Source organism: Longimicrobiales bacterium, from assembly GCA_035764935.1.
Classification (GTDB): Bacteria; Gemmatimonadota; Gemmatimonadetes; order Longimicrobiales; family RSA9; genus DASTYK01.
In genome coordinates this window covers 1-3,694 of sequence record DASTYK010000010.1, presented here as the reverse complement: position 1 = coordinate 3,694, position 3,694 = coordinate 1, and the positions used below count along the sequence as shown (strand labels likewise).

4 protein-coding genes are annotated in these 3,694 nt (G+C 72.3%); all 4 read right to left on the bottom strand.

Annotated features, from left to right (window positions below; translation table 11 throughout):
- A partial coding sequence (hemW, locus tag VFU06_00660) for a radical SAM family heme chaperone HemW (protein HEU5207892.1) occupies positions 1-792 on the bottom strand: 792 nt, incomplete at its 3' end.
- Positions 793-884: 92 nt separating this feature from the next.
- Positions 885-2,051, bottom strand: coding sequence for a DNA-processing protein DprA (gene dprA, locus VFU06_00655; GenBank protein HEU5207891.1), 1,167 nt, complete (start codon positions 2,049-2,051; stop codon positions 885-887).
- Positions 2,017-3,045 (bottom strand): GTPase ObgE, encoded by a 1,029-nt coding sequence (gene obgE, locus VFU06_00650; GenBank protein HEU5207890.1) that lies wholly within the window; start codon positions 3,043-3,045, stop codon positions 2,017-2,019. The genes dprA and obgE overlap by 35 nt, the downstream gene beginning before the upstream one ends.
- A 4-nt stretch (positions 3,046-3,049) precedes the next feature.
- Positions 3,050-3,694 (bottom strand): carboxymuconolactone decarboxylase family protein (locus VFU06_00645; GenBank protein ID HEU5207889.1); only part of this gene is annotated, 645 nt, incomplete at its 5' end.

The following is a 3,694-nucleotide window of genomic DNA, read 5'->3' as shown; positions in this document are numbered from 1 at the left end:
GATCCACGACGCGCCGCTCCAGTACGCGCTGTTGTGGCGGCTGCGGAGCCCCGGGCGTGCGAAGTTCGACACCTCGTAGTGCTCGAAGCCCGCACCACCGAGCCGGTCCACGGCCAGCAGGTACTCGTCGGCGTAGCGGTCCTCGTCCGCCAGGCGCTCCCGCCCCTCGCGCACCCAGCGCCCGAGCGGCGTCTCCTGCTCGGCCGTAAGCCCGTACAGCGACACGTGCGCGGGCTCCAGGCCGATCGCGCGCTCCAGGTCGTCGGCCCAGTCGCGCCTCATCCGCTCCGGCAGCCCGAAGATCAGGTCCACGCTGAAGTTGGACAGCCCGCCCCGGCGCGCGGCCTCGACCGCGGCCACGGCGCCGGCCGGGCCGTGCATCCTGCCCATCCAGCGGAGCGTCGGTTCGTGGAACGTCTGCACGCCCAGGCTGATCCGGTTGACGCCCGCCGCACGCCAGTCGGCCGCCAGCGCCGCGGTCAGGCTCTCCGGATTCGCCTCCGCCGTCCATTCGACGTCGGCTGCCAGCTCCGCGCGCGCGGCCAGCCGCTCGGCGAACGCGCCCAGTGCGCCCTGTCCGAGCAGCGACGGCGTGCCGCCACCGATGTAGACGGTCTCGAGCCGCAGGCGCTCCAGCCCCTGCGCGCGCATGACGCCGTCCAGCTCGCGCATCACGGCATCGAGCCACGCGTCCACCGGCGGATCGCTCGCAACGGTGACAGCAAAGTCGCAGTAGCTGCAGCGTCGCACGCAGAACGGCACGTGGACGTAGAGGTGTTCCAGTCTGGTCACGCAGGTGCTACCCCGCTGGCGGCGCGGCGTGCGACCCCGGTGCGGCGGCGGCACGCCCGCTATCCGGTCGCACCCGATCCTGGACCGGACCCTCAGCCCAAACGTCGAAACGTCATGCCGGCGCCGCGCTCGGCCCGGCCGTCCATCTCCAGTTGCAGCAGCCCGGCAGCCGCAATGGGCGCATCCACGCCTGCCTGGCTGGCGACCACGTCCACGTGCACGGACTCATCCCAGCTCAGCGCCTGCCAGAGCGCGGCGTGCACCGGATCGACCGGAGCCTCACGGTTCTTCACGGCTTCCGTGCGCAGCGTGCGGCTGCCGCGCACCCGGGGTGCACTGCCGGGTCGCATCGCCCGCAGCCGTGCGCCCGCGGCGCCCATGCCGATCTGGTCGAGCACGTCCGCGGGCTCGAGCGCGACGGCGGCGCCGTCGCGGAGCAGCCGGTTCGTGCCCTCGCAGCTCGCCCGACCGATCGGTCCCGGCACCGCGAGCACATCGCGGTTCAGGTCGAGCGCGTGCTCCACCGTGGTGAGCGCGCCGCTCTTCGCCGGCGCCTCGATGATCAGCACCGCCTGTGCGAGCGCCGCGATGATCCGGTTGCGTCGCACGAAGTTCGGTCGGTCCGGCGGCGTGCCCGGCAGGAACTCGCTCACCAGCAGGCCGCGCCGCGCCACCTGCTCGTGCAGGTCCGCTCCGGATGGCGGATACGGCACGTCGATGCCCGCGCCCAGCACACCGACCGTCGCACCGCGCACCGACAGCGCCGCGCGGTGGGCGGCGGTATCGATGCCGAGCGCCATGCCGCTCAGCACCGTGACACCGAAGCGTGCAATGCCGGCCGCCATCGCGTGCGCGGCATCCAGCCCGTGCTCCGTCGCGCGCCGGGTCCCGACGATCGCGACGGTGGTGCGCTCCAGCAGCGAGAGATGGCCGCGCGCGAACAGGACCAGCGGCGGATCGTGCAGCTGCTTCAGGCGCGCGGGGTAGCGCTCGTCCCAGGATGCGATGACGTGGAGGTCGAGCTCATCGATCGTCTCGATCGCGCGCGCGACCCACCCGGCTGCGGCCACCGGCGCCGCGCGCTCCCTTCGCGCGGCCTCGAGTGCGGCGCGTGCACTGCCGTGTCGTGCGAGCAGCGCGGCACCGCGGATGTCTCCGATGCCGGGCAGCGCGCGCAGCTGCAGCAGCGCCAGCAGCTCGTCGTCGAGCAGCGCGGTGCGCGCCTCAGGGGCGCCAGGGCTCGTCTGCGTCGCCGACACCGGTCTCCTCTTCGACCTGGACCTGCACGTGTGCCCACAGCGCTTCCAGCAGCTCGTCCAGGCCGCGGCGGCTCACGCTGGAGATCACATACTGCCCCCATGCATCCGGCGCCTCGATGTGCGGCGGCTCGTCGTCCGGACCCAGCAGGTCGGCCTTGGTGAGCACGACGCAGTGCGGCTTGCCTGCAAGCTCCTCGGAATGCGACGCCAGCTCGCTGCGCAGCAGCTCGTACTCCTGCTGCGCGTCCTCCGTGTCGAGCGGGATCATGAAGGCGAGCGTGCGCGTCCGCTCGATGTGGCGCAGGAAGCGCAGCCCGAGCCCCTTGCCCTCGTGTGCGCCCTCGATGATGCCCGGAATATCGGCGATCACGAACGTGCGGTGATCGCTCAGCTGCACGACACCCAGGTTCGGTGTCAGCGTGGTGAACGGGTAGTCGGCGATCTTCGGTGTCGCGGCGGAAACGGCGGCCAGCAGCGTCGACTTGCCTGCGTTCGGCTGACCGACGAGCCCCACGTCCGCGATCAGCTTCAGCTCCAGCGCGATGCGCCGCTCCTCGCCTTCCCAGCCGGGCTCCCACTTGCGCGGCGCGCGGTTCGTCGGCGTTGCGAACGCGGCATTGCCACGCCCGCCGCGCCCCCCTTTGGCGACAACCAGCTCCTGTCCGTCCTCGAACATCTCGCCGAGGATTTCACCGCTGGCCACGTCGCGGATGACGGTCCCGATCGGCACGCGCAACGTCAGGTCGGCACCGTCCCTGCCCGTCCGGTTCTTGCCCTGCCCGTGCTGGCCTCGCTCCGCCCGGTAGTGCTCGTGGTAGCGGAAATCGAGGAGCGTCGCGAGCTGTGCGTCCGCGCGCAGGAGGACATGGCCGCCGCGGCCACCATCGCCGCCCGCCGGCCCGCCGAGGGGCACGAAGGTCTCACGCCGCCACGCCTCCGCACCCGAGCCGCCGGTGCCGGCCACCACGTGGATCTCTACATAGTCGACGAACATCTGCTCACTCTCCGCCCGCGTTGCGTGCACGCACCGTCAGCCAGACCCTGGATGCGAGCGCCGCACGCTCCGCACCACTCACCGCGCCCGCGACCGCGAGCGCTTCTTCGACATCCTCCCCGGACGCACCCACCTGCAGCGCACCGCGCAGGTGCGAGTAGAGCTGCTGCGGCGCGCGCTGCACTGCGAGCAGTGCGACGATGCACAGCTCGCGGGTGGGGAGCGGCAGGCCGGGGCGGCCGAGGACCTTGCCGTACCCCTCGACCACCATCCACTGCTCCATGTCCGGGTGCAGTGCACGCACGTTCTCGCGCAGGCGCTCGTACTGACCGCCGTAGACCTGGCTGCACACCTCGGCGCCCCGTGCCGCCCATTCCGCCCAGTTGCCCGCGGTCGGACCGGGCGCGGGGCGGCTGCTCATCTCGCGCCAGCGTCCGATCGCCTGCAGCGCTGCCGGGTAGCCGACGAACAGGTAGCTCTGCAGCAGCGTCTCCTCCACCTGCTCCGCGGTCGCACGCTGTCCGGCCTCCGCGAGTGCCGTTTCCAGCAGCTCCGGATCCTGCTGCGCGATCGTTGCCGACAGCGCGACCAGCGCGCGCACGTCGTCACGCATGCGGCGACAGCTCCACGACGGCGCGCAGCTCACCCA